19 protein-coding genes are annotated in these 17195 nt (G+C 59.1%); 12 read left to right on the forward strand and 7 right to left on the reverse strand.

Annotated features, from left to right (window positions below; translation table 11 throughout):
- Positions 1-52: 52 nt before the first annotated feature.
- Together EAO82_RS05170 and EAO82_RS05175 are read right to left on the reverse strand one after the other, a co-directional pair.
- On the reverse strand, positions 53-271 hold the full coding sequence (locus EAO82_RS05170) for a TIGR02450 family Trp-rich protein (protein ID WP_096344680.1): 219 nt from the start codon (positions 269-271) through the stop codon (positions 53-55).
- On the reverse strand, positions 268-1257 hold the full coding sequence (locus tag EAO82_RS05175; protein WP_096344732.1) for an NAD(P)/FAD-dependent oxidoreductase: 990 nt from the start codon (positions 1255-1257) through the stop codon (positions 268-270). The genes EAO82_RS05170 and EAO82_RS05175 overlap by 4 nt, the downstream gene beginning before the upstream one ends.
- Before the next feature lie 307 nt (positions 1258-1564).
- Between EAO82_RS05175 and EAO82_RS05180 the strand changes: the two genes are divergently transcribed.
- On the forward strand, positions 1565-2461 hold the full coding sequence (locus EAO82_RS05180; protein ID WP_096344681.1) for a TIGR01777 family oxidoreductase: 897 nt from the start codon (positions 1565-1567) through the stop codon (positions 2459-2461).
- Positions 2462-2473: 12 nt separating this feature from the next.
- Complete coding sequence (gene hemH / locus EAO82_RS05185) at positions 2474-3496, forward strand: ferrochelatase (protein WP_096344682.1); 1023 nt, start codon at positions 2474-2476, stop codon at positions 3494-3496.
- A gap of 5 nt (positions 3497-3501) precedes the next feature.
- Here hemH and EAO82_RS05190 read toward each other — a convergent pair whose 3' ends face one another.
- Entirely contained in the window at positions 3502-4146 is a 645-nt protein-coding gene (locus EAO82_RS05190; protein ID WP_096344683.1) for a LysE family transporter, read from the reverse strand.
- Positions 4147-4210: 64 nt separating this feature from the next.
- On the opposite strand from EAO82_RS05190, the gene EAO82_RS05195 reads away from it, so the two are divergent.
- The 6 genes from EAO82_RS05195 to EAO82_RS21090 all read left to right on the forward strand — a co-directional run bounded on the left by EAO82_RS05195 (position 4211) and on the right by EAO82_RS21090 (position 10892).
- A complete protein-coding gene (locus tag EAO82_RS05195) occupies positions 4211-5149 on the forward strand; it encodes a 2-hydroxyacid dehydrogenase (protein WP_096344684.1) in 939 nt (312 codons plus the stop codon).
- A 191-nt stretch (positions 5150-5340) separates the two neighbouring features.
- Positions 5341-5994, forward strand: coding sequence for a type IV pilus modification protein PilV (pilV, locus tag EAO82_RS05200; RefSeq protein WP_174958713.1), 654 nt, complete (start codon positions 5341-5343; stop codon positions 5992-5994).
- On the forward strand, positions 5994-6818 hold the full coding sequence (locus EAO82_RS05205; RefSeq protein WP_096344686.1) for a prepilin-type N-terminal cleavage/methylation domain-containing protein: 825 nt from the start codon (positions 5994-5996) through the stop codon (positions 6816-6818). The genes pilV and EAO82_RS05205 overlap by 1 nt, the downstream gene beginning before the upstream one ends.
- Positions 6819-6831: 13 nt before the next feature.
- Positions 6832-7353: a PilX N-terminal domain-containing pilus assembly protein gene (locus tag EAO82_RS05210; RefSeq protein ID WP_096344687.1), complete on the forward strand. Its 522-nt coding sequence runs from the start codon at positions 6832-6834 to the stop codon at positions 7351-7353.
- Positions 7334-10459: a PilC/PilY family type IV pilus protein gene (locus tag EAO82_RS05215; RefSeq protein ID WP_096344688.1), complete on the forward strand. Its 3126-nt coding sequence runs from the start codon at positions 7334-7336 to the stop codon at positions 10457-10459. Before EAO82_RS05210 ends, EAO82_RS05215 begins: the two co-directional genes overlap by 20 nt.
- 31 nt (positions 10460-10490) lie before the next feature.
- The gene (locus EAO82_RS21090) at positions 10491-10892 is read left to right on the forward strand and encodes a type IV pilin protein (RefSeq protein ID WP_096344689.1); all 402 of its coding nucleotides are present in this window, start codon (positions 10491-10493) and stop codon (positions 10890-10892) included.
- 9 nt (positions 10893-10901) lie between these two features.
- Here EAO82_RS21090 and EAO82_RS05225 read toward each other — a convergent pair whose 3' ends face one another.
- Together EAO82_RS05225 and upp are read right to left on the reverse strand one after the other, a co-directional pair.
- Complete coding sequence (locus EAO82_RS05225; protein ID WP_096344690.1) at positions 10902-12167, reverse strand: uracil-xanthine permease family protein; 1266 nt, start codon at positions 12165-12167, stop codon at positions 10902-10904.
- Entirely contained in the window at positions 12167-12808 is a 642-nt protein-coding gene (gene upp, locus EAO82_RS05230; protein WP_096344691.1) for a uracil phosphoribosyltransferase, read from the reverse strand. Before upp ends, EAO82_RS05225 begins: the two co-directional genes overlap by 1 nt.
- A gap of 163 nt (positions 12809-12971) precedes the next feature.
- Here upp and EAO82_RS05235 point away from each other — a divergent pair, with 163 nt between their 5' ends.
- Positions 12972-13529, forward strand: a complete 558-nt coding sequence (locus EAO82_RS05235; RefSeq protein ID WP_096344692.1) for a hypoxanthine-guanine phosphoribosyltransferase — start codon at positions 12972-12974, stop codon at positions 13527-13529.
- Positions 13530-13556: 27 nt separating this feature from the next.
- Here the strand turns inward: EAO82_RS05235 and dauA are convergent, their stop codons facing one another.
- Positions 13557-15302, reverse strand: coding sequence for a C4-dicarboxylic acid transporter DauA (gene dauA, locus EAO82_RS05240; protein WP_096344733.1), 1746 nt, complete (start codon positions 15300-15302; stop codon positions 13557-13559).
- 73 nt (positions 15303-15375) lie between these two features.
- Here dauA and EAO82_RS05245 point away from each other — a divergent pair, with 73 nt between their 5' ends.
- Positions 15376-15855 (forward strand): hypothetical protein, encoded by a 480-nt coding sequence (locus EAO82_RS05245; protein ID WP_143520249.1) that lies wholly within the window; start codon positions 15376-15378, stop codon positions 15853-15855.
- A gap of 58 nt (positions 15856-15913) precedes the next feature.
- The gene (locus tag EAO82_RS05250) at positions 15914-16207 is read left to right on the forward strand and encodes a PA4642 family protein (protein WP_218838538.1); all 294 of its coding nucleotides are present in this window, start codon (positions 15914-15916) and stop codon (positions 16205-16207) included.
- Here the strand turns inward: EAO82_RS05250 and EAO82_RS05255 are convergent.
- Positions 16168-16437, reverse strand: a complete 270-nt coding sequence (locus EAO82_RS05255; RefSeq protein ID WP_096344694.1) for a hypothetical protein — start codon at positions 16435-16437, stop codon at positions 16168-16170. The two genes, EAO82_RS05250 and EAO82_RS05255, sit on opposite strands and share 40 nt — an antisense overlap.
- 165 nt (positions 16438-16602) lie before the next feature.
- Between EAO82_RS05255 and EAO82_RS05260 the strand changes: the two genes are divergently transcribed.
- The gene (locus EAO82_RS05260) at positions 16603-17187 is read left to right on the forward strand and encodes a YajG family lipoprotein (RefSeq protein WP_096344695.1); all 585 of its coding nucleotides are present in this window, start codon (positions 16603-16605) and stop codon (positions 17185-17187) included.
- Positions 17188-17195: the final 8 nt, after the last annotated feature.

Raw genomic sequence — 17195 nt, forward strand, 5'->3', positions numbered from 1 at the left:
ATTTAGTGTACACCAGCTATATTATTGTACAAGTATTAGTCGCAGTTGCAGACTAACGCCATCCCGCCTGCCATTGCTTGCTGTCTTTCAACAGCTTCCATGGCAGACGCTGAGTGCGCTTGGTCAGTACCGCCTGGAGGTCTACGCTGACCACTGCTTCTTCCTGCTCGTCCAGTTGGCAATCGGTCACGATAAAATGCTTCTCACGTTGCAGCGGCTGGACTGCGGTCCATTTCGACAGTAGCAGCTTGCGCGGATTGATTTGATTCATCGCTTCTCCATCAACGTGTTCGCCGCTTGCTGCCCGCTGAGCCAGGCGTTTTCGACCCGCCCACCCATGCACCAGTCACCGCATACGTACAGGTCCTTTTCTGGCGCGGCCAGCGCACCCCAGTTGCAGGCATCGGCTGGTCGGGCGTAGAGCCAGCGATGGGCGTGGGTAAACAGCGGTTCCGGCAAGCTGCAGCCAATAACTTCAGCAAAGGCGACGAGCAGCTCGCGGGTAATTTCCTGGGCGTCCACTTGCAGATGCTCACTGGCCCACTTGGGGGTGGATTGCAGCACCCAGCTATCCTGCCCGGTGCGGCCCGGCTTGCTGCTATTTCGGGAGATCCAGTCCAACGCGCCAGCTCGAACGAAACACGCTTCGACGGGTGTGGGCAGGGGGTCGGAAAAGGCCACCGCCAATGCCCAGCCAGGTTGCATTTGCACCTGCGCCGCGGCGTGGGCCAGTTGTGGCGATTGCTCCAACAATGCCACTGCCTGGGGTGCGGGGGTGGCAACGATAACGCGGTCAAAGGGGCCGTGCTGGTGTTGCTGCTCATCGACCAGCAGCCAGTGCTTGTCTTCATGCCGAACAAGGTGACTGATACGCGTCTGGCTAGCAAAGTCCAGTCCTTGCAGTAGCTGCCTGGTCAGGCCAGTCATGCGCGGCGCGCCGACGAAGCGTTGCTGGTCATCCGCCGCGCTGCGCAAGCCGTTTTGGTCGTAGGCGTACAGGGCTGGCGCCCATTCGGCGACCCATCCGTTGTCGAGCCAGGTCTTGAGTTCGTGACGGAATCGCGAATCACGGGCGGTGAAATACTGGGCGCCCATGTCCAGATCGCCCACTTCGGTACGCTTGCTGTTCATCCGTCCGCCGCTGCCGCGGCTTTTGTCGAACAGCTTGACGCTATGGCCCGCGCGACTTAAAGCGGTGGCGGCGCTGATACCGGCCATGCCGGCGCCGATGACAGCGATATTGTAAGGGTGAGTCATGGTCATCTATTCCCTGAATCGATTTCGGGTTTCCAGCTTTGATGGCTTGGACTATAGGCACAAACTATAGCTGGAATGCATTCGACATAACTTGTACACGATGATAAGTCTGTATAGCATCCTACAATTGTGAACTGTCTGCAATTTCATCCTGTCTACGGCTGATATGCTCAGTGGTGAATTTTGAACTGCTTGCACTATATCGATCTGCATAGCTCTGCGTGTTTGCGTCATATGACGGATGGTGATCGCTTCGGGTGCTGGCTATGGGGATTCTTCTCAACCCTTTTGTGACAGGGAGTTGAACATGCATGTGCTAATTACCGGCGGTACCGGATTGATCGGCAGTGCTCTTTGCCGGAAGCTTCTGAGCGACGGCCATGAAGTATCGGTGTGGAGCAGGCGGCCAGAGACGGTGGCGTCCCGCTGCGGCCCGGGTATCAATGCTGTCGGTGAACTGTCGCAACTGAGCGGCAAGCCTGTTCAGGCGGTGGTGAATCTGGCGGGTGAGCCGATCGCCGACAAACCCTGGACCAGCAAACGCAAAGCGGCGCTGTGGGCTAGCCGCGTCACCTTGACCGAGCATCTAGTGGAGTGGTTAGGACGTCAATCGGTGAAGCCGCAGGTATTGATCAGTGGCTCCGCCGTGGGTTGGTACGGTGATGCGGGGGCGGCGGTCGTGACCGAAGCCACCCCTCCCAAGCCGGAGTACACCCATACCCTGTGTGATGCCTGGGAGTCTGCGGCCAAGCGTGCCGCGGCGCACGGCATCCGCGTGTGCCAACTGCGCACCGGGTTGGTCGTGGCACCAAAGGGCGGTTTTCTTCAGCGCCTGTTGCCGCCGTTCAAACTTGGGTTGGGCGGGCCGATCGGATCCGGTCAGCAGTACATGCCCTGGGTACATCTCGAGGACATGGTCGGGATTATTGTTTTTCTGTTGAATAATTCGCAATGCAAAGGGCCGTTTAATGCTACCGCGCCGCATCCGGTAACGAATCGCGAGTTCGCCAAGACCCTGGGCAGCGCCCTGAAAAGACCTGCGATAATACCTGTCCCTGCATTCGTGCTGAAAGCAGCGCTTGGGGAAATGTCCCGATTGTTGCTGACCGGACAGCGTGCGCTGCCGGAAAAGCTTCGTGAGGCGGGGTACGTGTTTCGCTTTGAACACCTTGAAACGGCCTTGGCCGATGTCGTGAAAACCTGAGGAGTAGTGTGGATGTCTGATCGTGCGGTTTTGCTTGCCAACCTGGGTTCACCCGCCAGTACTGAGGTGGCAGATGTGCGCCGTTATCTCAACCAGTTCCTGATGGACCCCTATGTGGTCGATCTGCCGTGGCCTGCCCGCCGCTTGCTGGTTGGGTTGATCCTGTTGTTGCGGCCCAAGCAATCGGCCGCCGCTTACGCGTCCATCTGGTGGGAGGAAGGTTCGCCTCTGGTGGTAATCAGCCGGCGGGTACAGCAGGCGTTGCAAGCCAAGCTGGACATGCCGGTTGAACTGGCAATGCGTTACGGCGAACCGTCGATTGAAAAGGGTCTGTTGGCCCTGGCCAGCCGTGAAGGTGTAAAAGAAGTCCTGTTTATGCCGCAATACCCGCAGTTCGCTGCCAGTACGGTGACCACCTCGATCAGGGAGGCTGAACGCGTTGTGGCTGAGCACAAGCTGAATATAAAGCTGACAGTGGTGCCGGCATTTCATGACAAGCCTGGCTATATAGATGCGCTGGTCGCCAGCGCGGCGCCGCATCTGGAGCAAGGTTTCGATCATCTGCTGTTCAGTTATCACGGGCTGCCGGAGCGGCATTTGCGTAAGGCCGACCCCACTGGCTCCCACTGCTTGAACTACCCTGACTGCTGCGATCGGCCGTCCCCCGCGCACGCCACCTGTTACCGCGCTCAATGCGTGTCGGTCACGCGCGCCTTTACCGAGCGTATGGGGTTACGCGACGATCAGTGGTCGTTGGCGTTTCAATCGCGGCTGGGAAAGGACAAATGGATCGAGCCCTACACTGAAGCCCGCGTTGAAGAACTCGCCGAACAGGGCGTCAAGCGCCTGCTGGTCATGTGTCCGGCGTTCGTCGCCGACTGTATCGAAACCTTGGAGGAGATCGGCGACCGTGCCCGTGAGCAGTTTATTGAGGCCGGCGGAGAAGAGCTGGTATTGGTGCCCTGCCTGAACGATCACCCGCAATGGATCGATACATTGGCTCAGTGGTGCAAAACCGAGCCCGGCGCTGCTTGAACCGCCTAGAGTGGCTGGGCCCCGCGCTTCAGCCACTCACTCAGCACCAGGTGCAGGCCCAGGCCAATCAGCACTACGCCCATCAGCCTATCAAACCAGTGACCCAGGCGGCCGAAGCCTCGGCGCACCCGCGCGTGACTGAAAAGCACGGCCACCAGGCAAAACCAGCCGCCGGTGGCGATGGCGAGATAAAAGCCGTAAAACGTTTGAATGCCAATAGGTGTCTGCGGACTGATGACCAACGTAAAGAGCGACAGAAAAAACAGTGTTGCCTTGGGATTCAGCCCGTTGGTGACAAAGCCGTTACTGAACGCCTTGGCGCCCGATAAAGGCGGACGCCGGCTCATTTCGCCGTCGAGCATCTGAGGTTGTGAGCGGAGCGCCTTGATGCCGAGGTAAAACAGATAGCCGGCTGCGGCGAGTTTCAGCAAATTGAATAGCCACACCGATTGGGAAACGATCAAACCGATGCCCAGCAAGGAGTAGGCGACATGCACCAGAATGCCGCAGCCAACCCCCAGCGCAGTAAGCAGGCCAGCGCGGCGCCCGGAACCCACGCTGTTGCGGATGACAATGGCAAAATCGGGGCCCGGGCTGATAACGGCGAGCAGATGTACCAACGCCACCAGCAGAAATTCGTTTAGATACATGGACTCCCCCGTTCAAAGCCGCCATTCTAGACGCTGAACCCACTGCCAGGTAGATACAGTCCGCATGAATAATTCGCCTTCCGTTGTTTTTCTCGATCTTGCCAGTCTGAACAAGGACGATCTGGATATGGGTGAGTTGCAGACGCTGTCTGCCGACTTCCAGGCTTACCCGAGCACCTCACCCGAAGAGGTGCAAGAACGCATAGCAGGCCGTTCAGTGGTCATCACCAACAAGGTGGTCATTGATGAAGCGGCAATGCAGAGCAACCCGGATTTGCGGTTGATTCTGGTCGCCGCCACGGGCATGAACAATATCGATCTGCAGGCAGCGGAGCGCCTGGGCATTCAGGTACGCAACTGTCAGGCTTATGGTACGCCGGCCGTCGCGCAGCACTCGCTGATGCTCATGCTGGTGCTGATCACGCGCTTCGAATCCTATCGCCAGGCGGTCAAAGAGGGCGCCTGGCAACGCAGCAGCCAGTTCTGTTTGTTGGACTATCCGATTGCCGAACTCTCCGGCAAAACCCTGGGTATTCTTGGTTACGGCGAACTGGGTCAGGCCGTCGGACGTCTGGCTGAAGCCTTTGGTATGCAAGTGATTGCCGGCTCGTTGCCGGGCCGCCCACACCCTGGCCGACCGGAGTTGGCGGAGCTGCTGCCGCAGGTGGATATCCTCAGCCTGCATTGCCCTCTCACCGATCAGACCCGCAACATGATCGACGCCGAGGCGTTGGCGCTGATGAAGCCAGGTAGTTTGCTGATCAATGCGGCGCGCGGCGGCATGGTCGATGAGCAGGCGCTGGCTGACAGTCTGCGCAGCGGGCACCTGGGTGGGGCGGCCTGTGATGTGCTGAGCGTCGAGCCGCCAGTGAATGGCAATCCGCTGCTGGCAACCGATATTCCCAACCTGGTCATTACCCCGCACTCTGCCTGGGGCAGCCGAGAGGCGCGTCAGCGGATTGTGGGGCAATTGGCGGACGGCCTGCGCGCTTTCGCCGGTTAGCCTTTACCAGGCAATAGCGCAGCGTCTGTGGTTCAAGCGGGTCAGGACCATAGGTGTTGCGCAACTTTCATCTCACCCTTTTTGGTAGTTGTCAGCCCCGAGATGAGCCGCTAACGTCGGTAGCCATCAAGACCCTGTCGTAGTGTGTACAGGATGGAATGTACAGATACGACTCAAGGGACTGGCTGGTCATGTATGCACGGATGCGGTTGCAACTGGATGGCGAAGGATCTCGCCGCGCCATTGCAAAGAGCCATGGCGGCACCGAGATACCGATAGCGCTTGTTTCATTGGCGGTGGCGTTCGCTACCGCTGTCTTCTACCGCTGCGTCGCTGTTCATGGAAAGCGTACTGCTTCCCAGTGGGATGCTGTTGCTGTAACGCCCTTGCGCTTGCCCGGCAGAGCCCCCGTTCTGTCAATCAGCCAGCAACGTGGAGTGAGTCTGCTGGAGGTCATGATTGCAGTGCTGGTATTGGCGGTTGGCATACTGGGTGCAGCCTCCTTGCAGCTCAATGCGATCCGTTACAGCGCCAGTGCCAGCTACAGCACCCAGGCAAGTCTGATAGCCAGTGATCTACTGGATCGCATGCGTGCCAACTCAGCATCGTTGGAAAACTATGCAGCATCGATAGAAGGGGACTGCACCAGGAGCAAAGGCGGCGGCAATATAGCGGTACGCGACCTGGCGGATTTCACCGAGGCGGTCACCTGCTACTTGCCCAGGAGCACGGGCGCTATTGTTATCAGTGGCGACCGCGCGACTATCAGCATCAGTTGGTCCGAAGCCAGAACGGTGGCCGACGAAGAGGATACCCGCTTCGTTGTGTCTTCGGTGGTCAGATAATGACATTCGCGCTGCATTCACCGCTGAAGGCGTCGCTTATGGCGCGGCGGTGTGCCGGTTTTGGTCTGATCGAACTGATGATTGCGTTGACGCTCGGGTTGGTTCTGGTAATGGGTGTGGTTCAGGTATTTATCGCCAGTAAACAGACACTCGTAGTGCAGCGCGCTGCAGCCACCCTGCAGGAGGATGCGCGTTACCTGCTTGGACGTTTAAGCCAGGAATTGCGCATGCTGAACATGTACGGTTGCCTGGATCTGGCGCGCCTGCCGGAAAGTATTCGCAGTGCCGTTCCCCCAGCGCTTGAGGCGCCCATCAGTTATTCCGCTGGCAGCACTGCCGGGACCCTGACCCTGATTACCGCAGTGCCCAACGCCGAGATCTTCACTGCGGACACTACCCGCAGCGCCAGCAATTATGGCGCGCGCTGGCTGATAGTCACCAACTGCCGGGACACCGATGACCTGCGTATAGCGAGCGCTGATGAGCTTGCCGTCAGATCCGGCGACCTGGTGATTCCGCTACGTCAGGTTGAATATCGGGTGAAAAATCACGCATTGCAGATACGCAACAACGGCGCAGGCAATTTCCAGACATTGATTGAAGGTGTGGCGGACCTGTCCCTGGGTTTCGGCCTGGCTGCCAGCGCAGATGACCGGCAGGTCAGTGGTGGATACATGGATGAGATTGCGGCCGCTCAGGCCCAGCTTGTACGCAGCGTCAAGTTGGATCTGCAAATGAGCGATAACCCGCAAAGCCCGGAGGACGGCCAGGTACGGGCGCAGAACTTCATGCAGGTGGTGGCCATCCGTAATCGAATTGACTGATCTGGAGTTGAGCATGTGGGGTAAAAAATCAGACAGGGTGCAGCGTGGCTCGGCACTGATCGCGAGTCTGGTATTTCTATTGCTGCTGACGCTGGTCGGGGTGGCGGGGATCAAGTCATCTACCAGTCAAGAGCGTATGGCCGCCAGCACAAAACTCAAAAACGACAGCGTGCAGGCAGCCGAGGCGGCCTTGCGCATCGTTTATCAGCAACTGGCTATAGCGGCGCAGGAAAACAAGCCTTTGCCCACGCCCTGTCAGGCGACGGATTGCGTTATTCCCGAGTCGGCTCTGGATATCGATGCGACGGGCTCCCCAGGGGCCGGCTGGGTGCAGATAGCTACCTCGGCCGAGACCAACAACATGCAGGTCTGGTATCGCGTCACCGGTCTGGGTGAAACGCTGGCACCAGCCAATACCCTGTCAGCCAGCCTGCCTTATGAAGGACCGGGCAACCTCTATCGCATTGTAGTGGTGAGTTTCAAAGGATCGACGCGCACGGTACTGGAGAGTGTCTATGTGCATTATGTGGTCTGAGCAGTCACACCTCGCGGTTGGCGTTAGAGCACGGGTGTGTGGTGTGGTATTGGGCGTCCTTGTCGCACTGCCAGCGCAGGCCGGCTTCACTCCGTTCAGCGGTCCCTTGTTGTCCGCGTCCGGGGTGCCGCCCAACGTCGTGATGGTGTTTGATAATTCGTCCAGCATGGTTATCAACCGCATCGACGGTGAAACACGCCTGGACATTGCTCGGCAGGCGGCCAAGAAGGTGATCGGCAACAACCGCCATGTGAATTTTGGTCTGTTCGCTTTCCGGGACACCGAGGGCCGCGGCGATCGTCGCAACGCGCCAGGCGGAAAGCTATTGGTCGAGGTAGGTGATATCTCCGCACAAAATAGCGCGAGCATCGACAAGTTCAACGCACTGAATCGCCAGCTTGATGCGCTCAGGCCGAGTACTCGTTCGGCGGCATACACTTATACGCCGTTGGCAGAAACCTATTACGAAGTGACGCGCTACCTGCGCGGGATGCGTGCCTTTTACCCGCAATCGAGTAGTGCCGCAAATCGTGCGCAATTTGCCAGCCCGATCCAATACCGTTGCCAGAAGAATGTTGGCGTGATCGTCACCGACGGGCTGCCGACCTACGATTCAGAGTTTCCGACCGCTGTATCTCAGGACCCGGATATCGACAATCCAGCGCTTGCAGGTACCGCCAATCTGCCCAATTGGGACGGCGATAATACCGGTGACAGTACCGGCGAACCGCTGAGCACGGAAGGTAGCCGCTTCTACCTCAATGACATCGCGAAATTTGCCTACGAGATCGATTTGCGCAATGTTCAGCGGCACGCAATCGGTAACGATGCGGCCGGCCAGAGTTGGGATGATCCGGCTTTTCCAGAGCAGAACCTGCGCACCTATGCCCTGGGCTTCGCGATTGATGATGCGCGCCTTGCCGGGGTCGCCAAGGCCGGAGGCGGGCGTTATTACACGGCATTTAATCCCGAACAACTGACCGGTGCGTTGAATGATGTCATGCGGGAGATCAATGCGACCGCAGGCTCCGGTGGTGGCGCAGTTGCCAGCGCACCCGCGCTGGCGACGGGGTCGCTGTATTACCGCACGCAGTACAATTCACTGGACTGGAGCGGAGCGATAGAGGCTCTGAGTCTTGACGCTCAAGGCCGTGCAGGCACTCCGGTATGGAGTAGCGACAGCACGGTGACGGTGGACTCGGCAGCGCTCTATCAGACCTGGCGTCTGCCGCAGAATAACCGGCCGGGCGCAGTGCTCGCACTGGATAACAGTACCTACACCCAGTTGACCGAGGGTCAGCGTCACCTTCTCGATGAAGCGGCTGGCGCTCAGTCGGCTCAGTCGTTGTTGGATTGGAGTCGTGGGGCGGATGTTACTGGGTACCGCGTCCGTGCTCGGCTGATGGGTGACGTGATCAACTCTTCGCTGGCACTGACTGATGCTGGAACAGCGCTGGTCTCCAGGAACATCACCGGTTATGCCGACTATCTGCAGATCAAGCGGGCCAATATGTATTCGTCGTTGCTGGCTGGCGCCAATGATGGATTTCTGCATGTGCTCGCTGCGGATACCGGTGAGCATCGCCTGGCATATCTGCCTGCCAGTGCGCATGCTGCGCTGGGTGCCCGCGCGGCGACCAATTTTGTGCAAAATGGCCATGTATCCGGCGTCGACGGCGGGATCGCAGTGGGCGATGCCCAATTGAATGACGTCTGGGCAACGCTGGCGGTGGGCGGTCTGGGCGCGGGTGGGCGTGGCCTGTTCGCGGTACGTCTGTTTGATCAAGTGTCGGGCAATGCTGCGCTCGGCGCTGAGTGGGAAATAAGCCCTGGTACTGCCGGCTATAGCGAGTTGGGTCACAGTTACGGCAAGCCGGTGTTTGCGCGTTTAAATGGAGAGTGGGTAATCATCGCCGGGAACGGTTATGGCGGCGCTTCCGGTCAACCGACCTTGTATGTGATCCGTGTCAGCGATGGCGAGTTACTCCGCAGTCTCGCGGCGGGCAGCGCCGATTCGGTAACGGGCAATGGGTTGTCTGCTCCGCAGGTGGTGACGAATTACCACGGCGAGGTGACTGCTGCATATGCCGGGGATTTGCAGGGGCGCGTGTGGAAATTCGATCTGGCAGGTGAGCGCTCCGATTGGGCGGTCGCATTCGACGGTGCGCCCTTGTTCACCGCTGAATTGGAAGCCGGTGTGGGCCAGCCCATCAGCGCGCAGCCGGTGTTGGTTGAACACCCTCAAGGCGGGCGGCTGGTCATTTTCGGGACCGGCAAGTTTCTGGAGGCGGCGGATCAGCGCAGTACTGCGCTGCAGGCGGTGTATGCCATATGGGATCGGCCTGGGGGCGAAGGCAATCTCACCGCCGGAACACTCCAACCACAGCGCATTACCGGCGAATCAAGTGTGGGGAGTCGTCGGGTCAGAGCCGTAAGCCAGGATAGGGTGAACTGGAGCGGTACGCTTGGCGACGGTTGGTATCTGCCCCTGATTGCGGCTGGCCACGCCCAGGGTGAGCGAGTAACGGGTAACTTGCTGATTCGCGGCGGGCGGCTCCTGTTCAATACCGGGTTTGTTCAGGCTAGTGGTGATCCTTGTCTGAGTCAGGGCGCGGGCTGGCTGATGTCCATCGATGTGTTTTCTGGCGGCATGCCTGCGGTGGCGACACTGGACCGCAATGATGATGGCGTGGTTGACAGCGCCGATACGCCCCAGGCGGGTGTCAGCATTGACGGCGGCCTGCCGGGGGATCTGGTGATACTTGAGCAACCGCGCATGCTTCCCGCCGACGGCTCCGACGGCTCCGACGGCTCCGACGGCTCCGACGGCTCCGACGGCTCCGATGGCTCCGACGAATCCCACAATCCTATAGCGGAACCCGGCGCGGGCGGCCCCGCTGAACCTCAGCGCTGTGATGCCGCAACGGAATTCTGCCCCTGTGATCCGGCGGTCGATGAATGTGCATGCCAGCCTGGAGCTCCCGATTGCCGCACGATCTACTGCGGTCAGGAATATAACCTTGCTGCCACTACTACTTCGGTCGATCTGGTGGTGGGCTCGGGCAACTGCCGTTTCAATCGGGTCATGTGGCGGCAATTGATGTGATCGTTACAGGGCTTATGCAAGGGAGACGCGGATGAGAAAATTGAAGCAGGCAGGCTTCACTCTGATTGAGGTAATGATCGTGGCCGCGATCGTCGGCATTCTGGCAGCCATCGCTTATCCCTCTTACCAGGAACACGTTCGCCAGGCGCGGCGCGCAGAGGTTGCAACTGTTCTGCTTGAGAGTGCCCAGTTGTTAGAGCGGCATTTTACCCGCCATGGCGCTTACGACGCGGGTACCCTGGTGCTGGCTAGCCAGAGCCCTGTGGCGGGACAAGCGGTATTTGCCCTCACTGCGGTGCTTGACGAGGATAGCTACAGTTTGACTGCACGCGCAGTGCCGCAGGGCATTTTGGCAGGGGACGTCTGTGCCCGGTACACGCTCAATCAGGTGGGGCAGCGCACGCCAGCTGACATTAGATGCTGGCGGCGCTGAGAGTAGAGGTTACTCGGCGGGCTCTTCGCCAGCATCGGCGGCCATTTCAGCGGTGGGGTGGGGAAATAGCAGATTCATGAGAATGGCTACCACGCCGCACAGGCTGATGCCCTGCAGACTGAAGCTGTCATTGCCAATGATCAGACCGCCGATACCGAATACCAGGGTCACTGACACAATGCACAGATTGCGCGCTTGTGACAGGTCGACCTGGTGGCGGATAAGCGTATTCATGCCGACCACCGCGATGGAGCCAAACAGCAGGCAGAGAATGCCACCCATCACCGGTACCGGCATGCTCAACAGCACCGCGCCGAACTTGTCGATAAAGGCAAGGCCAATGGCAAACACCGCCGCCCAGATCATCACGTTGGGATTGAAATTGCGCGTCAACATCACAGCGCCGGTCACTTCCGAGTAGGTCGTGTTTGGCGGGCCACCAAAGCAGGCAGCGGCCGAGGTGGCCAGCCCGTCGCCGAGCAGCGTGCGCTGGAGCCCGGGCTTTCTGATGTAATCCTTGCCGGTTACCGAGCCAATCGCCAGCACGTCGCCGATATGTTCAATCGCCGGCGCAATGGCGACGGGGATCATGAACAGGATCGCCGCCAGCTTGAATTCAGGGGTCACAAAGCTGGGTACCGCCATCCATTCGGCCTCCCCAACAACGCTGAAATCAACCACGCCGAGGAACCAGGACAACCCGTAGCCCACCAGCACGCCGGCGAGAATCGGCACAAGTCTGAAAATACCCTTGGCAAACACCGCGAACACAATGGTGGTAGCCAAGGCGGACATGGAAATAATCATCGCGGTGGAGTATTCGACCAATTGTGCACTGCCATCGCCGGCCTTGCCCATGGCCATATTGACGGCCACCGACGCCAACCCGAGACCGATAACCATAATCACCGGCCCGACTACCACCGGTGGCAACAACCGGTGGATGAATCCAGGTCCACGCAGGCGCACGATCAAGCTGAGCAGGATATACATGAACCCCGCCGCCATGAGTCCGCCAAGCGTCGCGGGCAGGCCCCAGGTCTGATTGCTGTAGAGAATAGGAGCAATAAAGGCGAAGCTTGATGCGAGGAAAACCGGCACCTGACGCTGGGTGGTGAACTGGAAAATCAAGGTGCCGATGCCGGCAGTGAACAACGCAACGCTGGGATTCATGCCGGTAATCAAGGGCATGAGTACCAGCGCGCCGAAAGCTACAAACAACATTTGCGAGCCTGCCAGCGCGCTGCGCCAGCCCGTGGTCTGCACTGCATCCATCAGTGAACATCCTTCTGTTTGGTACCGAAGATCTTGTCGCCGGCATCACCGAGGCCGGGAATGATATAGCCGTGCTCGTTGAGGCGCTCATCAATCGAGGCGGTAAATATCTGTACGTCTGGGTGCGCCTTGTAAACGCGGGCTATGCCCTCTGGCGCGGCGACCAGAACCAGTGCGCGGATCTCTCTGGCACCGGCGCGCTTGAGCATGTCTATGGTGGCGACCAGAGAGCCACCGGTGGCCAGCATTGGATCGATGATCAGTGCCATGCGTTGGTTCATTTCACCCACGAGTTTTTCCAGGTAGGTATCCGCCTCCAGGGTCTCCTCATTGCGCACCAGGCCGATCACACTGACCTTGGCGCTGGGGATCAAGCTGAGTACGCCGTCCAGCATGCCCAGGCCGGCGCGTAAAATGGGCACGACAGTGACCTTCTTACCGGAAAGTTTTTCCACCTCGACGGTGCCGCACCAACCCTCGATCTGTTGAGGTTCCAACGGCATATCCTGGGTGGCTTCATAGGTCAGCAGGGCCGCCACTTCCTGCGCCAGTTCACGAAAGTTCTTCGTACTGATCTCGGCTCGGCGCATCAGGCCCAGCTTGTGGCGGATCAGAGGGTGACGTATTTCTTTGATATTCATCAGCAGATACTCTCGTGCGGGGCGCTTGGAATGGGCATAGCCTAAACTAATGTCCGTTTGCGGTCATCCGCCTTGATCCGTCGCGCGACCCGCCGTGCTTGCCTTTCGCGCTCAGGATCAGTAATTTGCGCACCCTCTATTAGCTTCGTACCGGGAGTTCTGCATGTCCGTCGATCTGGATCACATTCGGCAAGTCAAGGCCGAGGCCGACTGCCTGTTTACCGCGGCCGATATAGAAGCGGCCATGGATCGCATGGCAGCCGAGATCAATGCCGCGTTGGCCGATAGTAATCCCATCGTCTATAGCGTGATGAATGGCGGCCTGGTGATTGCTGGTCAACTGGTGACCCGCCTGGACTTCCCGATGGAGGTTGGCTATCTGCATGCCACGCGTTATCGGAATAAGCTGTCCGGCGGCGAGCTGTTCTGGAAGGCTCGCGCCGAGCATTCGCTGGTCGGGCGCACGGTGCTGATCGTCGACGACATTCTTGACGAAGGTCACACCCTGGCAGCCATTGTTGAATATTGCCGGGATGCGGGCGCTAGCCAGGTGCTTACCGCGGTCTTGCTCGACAAGCAGCATGACCGCAAGGCCTACGCGGGGATGCGCGCGGACTTTACCGGGATGCCGGTAGTAGATCGCTACATCTTCGGCTTTGGCCTGGACTACAAGGGCTATTGGCGCAATGCCAACGGTATTTTTGCGATACCTGAAGCCTGATCCAGGCGCCCTGGTAGCCTGAGCGCTTCAGATTTTTGCCGAGGCGTTGTCTTCATCGGCCAGTTGCTGACGAATCAGCTCTGCGACCCGGTCCGGATTGGCGACATAGTGCCGGCGACCCTGTAGCGCACCTACCCCGGCGCGCTTGAGTTTGAGACGCACCGAAGCGTTGACGCCGATCAGGTATACGCGGATTTCCCGCCGGTCCAGATCTCTCAGCGCTTTCTCAAACATCACCAGCGCGCTCATATCCATGCTCGGCACCGCCTGCATATCGATCGCCAGGAACGCAATGCCTTCGTCAAAGCGGCTCATGGCGCTCAAGGCCTTGTCTGCTGCTGCGAAAAACAAGGGGCCGTTGATCTGGTACAAGGCGACGCTGTCGGGCAACTCTGACAGGGCAAGGTGCTGATGCCGCGGCATCTTCGCCCCTTGGCTAAGGTCCGCCATGCGTTTGATGAACAACGCTGAAGCCAGCAACAACCCGACGCCCACGGCCAGCACCATATCGAACAACACCGTCAGCGCCAGGCAGATCAGCAGTACCCACACGTCCTGCCGCGGCCCAATTCGCAACATGTGCAGTACGTGAGGAACCTCGCTCATGTTCCACGCCACGATCAGCAGCATCGCCGCGAGCGAGGCCATGGGCAAATAGGCAAACAGGTCGGCCAGTAGCACCACCGCGAGCAGGATGACCAGCGCGTGGAAAACCCCAGCCATCGGTGTGCGTGCACCCGAACGCACGCTGGTAGCCGTCCGCGCAATGGCTGCCGTCGCAGTGATGCCGCCGAAGAATGGCACGATCATATTGCCCAGCCCCTGACCCATCAGTTCCGCATTGGGATCGTGGCGAGTATTGGCCATACCGTCGGCGACCAGCGCACAGAGTAGCGATTCGATCGCGCCGAGCATTGCCACCGCCAGGGAGAAAGGCAGCAGCTCGCGCAACAGATTGAAGTTCACCTGCAAAGGCGTTCCGTCAGCACCGGGCAGGGTCCAGGGCAATAGCCACTGCGGGGCAAAAGGGGGAATGCCGGGATGCGTTATCCCGTCTATTTCGTAACTGAAGCGCGAACCGAGCGTGCTCACCTGCAGGTCGAGCTGTAACAGCAGTACAGCGAGCAAACTGCCTACGAGCAGAGCGACAAGGTGCCCCGGGATGCGGCGGGTGAGGTATGGCCAACCGAGCAGAACCAGCAGGGTCGCCGAGCCGACCAGTGTGTCGCCGAGTTGAATGCTGGGGAGGGCTGAAGCGAGCGCCTGAACCTGATCCAGATAGCTTTCGTGCTGGCCCACGTTCTGCAGGCCAAAGAAATCCTTGATCTGCAGGGTGGCGATGACGATGCCGATGCCCGCGGTAAACCCCATCACTACCGGGTAGGGCACAAACTGGATCAGATTGCCCATCCGTGCCAGACCGAGTACCAATAAGATTACCCCGGACATGCCGGTGACCAACAGCAGCCCGCCCAGCCCGTAGGCCTGCGTGATGGGTAGAAGAATCACCACAAAGGCCGCGGTCGGGCCCGATATGTTGAATCTTGAGCCGCCCGCCAGGGCAATGACGAGGCCGCCGATAATGCCGGTATACAGTCCATGTTGGGGGGCTACCCCAACGGCAATGGCCAGCGCCATGGCCAGTGGGATGGCGATAATGCCGACGGTCAGCCCGGCGAGCAAATCGCCGCGCAATGTAGCGAGGCTGTAACCTTCCCGTAAGCTGTCGCGCAGTGCGGTGAACAGCGGCAGCTTGATGGACGCTTTGCTCATGGGGTATCTCGGATTGACAAAGGTAAGGCGGGAGTGCCACAACAGATCTTTGTCTGTTTCAAAGGGGAAACGCATGTCGATAGGTTCCAAAGCACTAGTTAGCATACTCCTCGCGCTGCTGAGTAGTGCACCTATGGCTAATACGCTGGGTCTGCCACATGACCAGTACATGCCGGATGATCTCTATGCTGCGCGGCAGGACAAGCCCGATCAGATGCTGTTCGAGGTGGACAGTTACCGCCTGACCCTGGGCACCGAGTACCGACCCAACGCTTTGCCTTCACCGCAGTCCGCGGGCGTCTGGGTGTTTGTGCAAGGGCGCAGCTTGATCGCCGGGAGCCCGGTCCATCAGGCGCGGATTGCTTTTGTGGACGCCGGCAGTAAAGCCCGTCCCGCCAGGCTTGAGCCCGACACTCAGACCCTGCTTATCGAATATCCAGTAGCGCACATGCAAACCCTGATGCGTCTGCTTGATGGCGACGCTCCGGCATTTGTGCAGGCACGCTTTTATGGTAATGGCACGATTTGGGCGGATGTGCATGGCGGCGACTAGTGAGTACGCTGCGGGCTGGGTACAATGCGGACTTTGCAATTTGCTGAGGTAGCTAAGGGTGCGTAAAGATAAAGAAAAGGTGATTGGCGAGCCGATGACCGATGAGCAGGTAGCGGTTTTTCTTCAGGCGCGGCCGTACGCGGGCGAATCAGTTGAACACCACATTCTGACGCGAGCTTACCGTGGTTTGCGCGCGCATGACTTCGAGCGTTTTGTGCAGATGTTCAAAGCGCAGGGTTTCGACTTGAATGCGCTCGATGCCAATGGTCAGACCTTTCTGCAAACCATTACCGAGCACGCTCAAGCGCAGGACTACGCCGAGGTGCTCAAAGCCGCCGGCGCTAAGGCCTGAGGGTTAGATAACGGCGGTGGCAGGGCGGATGACGTGGTCGCTGAACTCACACTGGCATGCTTGGGTAAAGGCTGGCCGAGCCACAGCGGATTGAACTCGCTGACCTGTACCCAGCGTCCGCTATCAGGCGTGTTCTCCAGCACCCACAGCGACACGCAGTTGCCTTGGGTGTCCAGTTGGGCGAAATTTCGAGTCACGGGCTGGCGCCGCAGCAGTCTTGAAATCAGCATGGGAATCCTCCAGAAAGATCTCCAGTTTGCCCTTGGAAGATGTCATCAGTGTGACCATTCAAGCCTCACCGCTCGAGCTGGAACCAGCGTATGCTGGGGGATGTCCAAGCTGCCAATGTCGGCGCTGTTTCGTTTATTTCATTATCAAGTTCAGGAGAGTTGAGTATGCTTAATCGTTTGGCAATGCTGGCCGTGGCGGGTCTCGCGGTGGTGCTGGTCGGCTGTGCGCATAGCCCACAGCAACTGAATGTGCAGCCCAAGGTGCTGGTGCCGCTCAATCCGGTGGCCAGTTCGCAGCCAGTCGCGGTGGTGGTTCAGGACACACGCCAGTCCAAGGTGCTCGGCACCCGCGGCGGTCTTTACCCGAACTCAAGCAACCTGACGATTAACGATCAGGCGCTGACGCAGATCAAGCAGCAGGTCGAGCAATCGCTTCGGCAATTGGGCTTCATGGTGGTCGCCGAAGACACGCCAAATGCTAATCGGCTCACTGTCAGCCTCGCCGAGCTTAGCTACCAGTCACCCACAGCTACTACCTACGTTACAGAAGCGGACATAGGCGCGACCTTCGCAGCCGAAGCGCGGGGCATGAACCAGCAGTACAAGGGACGCTACGGTGCTTCAGCCAATCATCGTTTTGGCTACGCGCCGAACCAGGCAACCAATACGCGCCTGGTGACCGATGTGATGAGTGATGCATTAACGCGGGTGTTCAAGGATCCGGAGATTTTGCGCGTGCTGCAGCAGTAAGTCCCAGC

It is taken from the genome of Halopseudomonas pelagia (genome assembly GCF_009497895.1).
Classification (GTDB): Bacteria; Pseudomonadota; Gammaproteobacteria; order Pseudomonadales; family Pseudomonadaceae; genus Halopseudomonas; species Halopseudomonas pelagia_A.

Bases quoted from the DNA above. Each gene is read 5' to 3' on its own strand.
- EAO82_RS05170 (WP_096344680.1), bottom strand. From the start codon at position 271: ATGAATCAAATCAATCCGCGCAAGCTGCTACTGTCGAAATGGACCGCA.
- EAO82_RS05175 (WP_096344732.1), bottom strand. From the start codon at position 1,257: ATGACTCACCCTTACAATATCGCTGTCATCGGCGCCGGCATGGCCGGT.
- EAO82_RS05180 (WP_096344681.1), top strand. From the start codon at position 1,565: ATGCATGTGCTAATTACCGGCGGTACCGGATTGATCGGCAGTGCTCTT.
- hemH (WP_096344682.1), top strand. From the start codon at position 2,474: ATGTCTGATCGTGCGGTTTTGCTTGCCAACCTGGGTTCACCCGCCAGT.
- EAO82_RS05190 (WP_096344683.1), bottom strand. From the start codon at position 4,146: ATGTATCTAAACGAATTTCTGCTGGTGGCGTTGGTACATCTGCTCGCC.
- EAO82_RS05195 (WP_096344684.1), top strand. From the start codon at position 4,211: ATGAATAATTCGCCTTCCGTTGTTTTTCTCGATCTTGCCAGTCTGAAC.
- pilV (WP_174958713.1), top strand. From the start codon at position 5,341: ATGTATGCACGGATGCGGTTGCAACTGGATGGCGAAGGATCTCGCCGC.
- EAO82_RS05205 (WP_096344686.1), top strand. From the start codon at position 5,994: ATGACATTCGCGCTGCATTCACCGCTGAAGGCGTCGCTTATGGCGCGG.
- EAO82_RS05210 (WP_096344687.1), top strand. From the start codon at position 6,832: ATGTGGGGTAAAAAATCAGACAGGGTGCAGCGTGGCTCGGCACTGATC.
- EAO82_RS05215 (WP_096344688.1), top strand. From the start codon at position 7,334: ATGTGCATTATGTGGTCTGAGCAGTCACACCTCGCGGTTGGCGTTAGA.
- EAO82_RS21090 (WP_096344689.1), top strand. From the start codon at position 10,491: ATGAGAAAATTGAAGCAGGCAGGCTTCACTCTGATTGAGGTAATGATC.
- EAO82_RS05225 (WP_096344690.1), bottom strand. From the start codon at position 12,167: ATGGATGCAGTGCAGACCACGGGCTGGCGCAGCGCGCTGGCAGGCTCG.
- upp (WP_096344691.1), bottom strand. From the start codon at position 12,808: ATGAATATCAAAGAAATACGTCACCCTCTGATCCGCCACAAGCTGGGC.
- EAO82_RS05235 (WP_096344692.1), top strand. From the start codon at position 12,972: ATGTCCGTCGATCTGGATCACATTCGGCAAGTCAAGGCCGAGGCCGAC.
- dauA (WP_096344733.1), bottom strand. From the start codon at position 15,302: ATGAGCAAAGCGTCCATCAAGCTGCCGCTGTTCACCGCACTGCGCGAC.
- EAO82_RS05245 (WP_143520249.1), top strand. From the start codon at position 15,376: ATGTCGATAGGTTCCAAAGCACTAGTTAGCATACTCCTCGCGCTGCTG.
- EAO82_RS05255 (WP_096344694.1), bottom strand. From the start codon at position 16,437: ATGCTGATTTCAAGACTGCTGCGGCGCCAGCCCGTGACTCGAAATTTC.
- EAO82_RS05260 (WP_096344695.1), top strand. From the start codon at position 16,603: ATGCTTAATCGTTTGGCAATGCTGGCCGTGGCGGGTCTCGCGGTGGTG.